This window comes from Spirulina sp. CCY15215, assembly GCF_016888125.1.
Lineage (GTDB): Bacteria > Cyanobacteriota > Cyanobacteriia > Cyanobacteriales > Spirulinaceae > CCY15215.
Genome location: NZ_JACSWA010000020.1, coordinates 1 through 455, shown reverse-complemented (window position 1 = coordinate 455; position 455 = coordinate 1). Strand labels below are relative to the sequence as shown.

At 42.9% G+C, this 455-nt stretch carries 1 protein-coding gene; it reads right to left on the bottom strand.

Going from position 1 to position 455, the window contains the following annotated elements:
* Positions 1–455, bottom strand: a 455-nt coding sequence (gene iscB / locus JUI58_RS00080; RefSeq protein ID WP_204101731.1) for an RNA-guided endonuclease IscB, incomplete at both ends; no start/stop codon positions are given.

The following is a 455-nucleotide window of genomic DNA, read 5'->3' as shown; positions in this document are numbered from 1 at the left end:
ACTGTTCAATTTCTTGGTTTCCTTTACTTTGATTGCAAGGACGACAAGCCAGAGTTAAATTGCTGACTCGATTGCTACCACCTTTAGATTTAGGCTTGATATGCTCGACTTCTAAGGGAACATTTTCTGCACCACAATACGCGCATTTTCTGTTCCATTTTTCGAGCAAATATTCTCTGACTTCATACCCTAATAATTCCCCTTGTTGATATTCAGTACCGGAGATTTCGGGATTCTGAAGTGCTTGAGTATCGAATCGCACTAACTCCTGAGAAATGCCTGATATGGGACAGATTCGACAGAGCCGATTAACCCAAGTGACAATGTTATGAACTCGCGACATTAAACTGGGTGCAAACCAGCCATCAGGACGCTTTCGATTCAGGAATCGAGGTTTTCTATACCGGGTTTTGCGGCTGCGTCGTCCTCTTCTTAATTGTCGTCTTGAGGTTAAT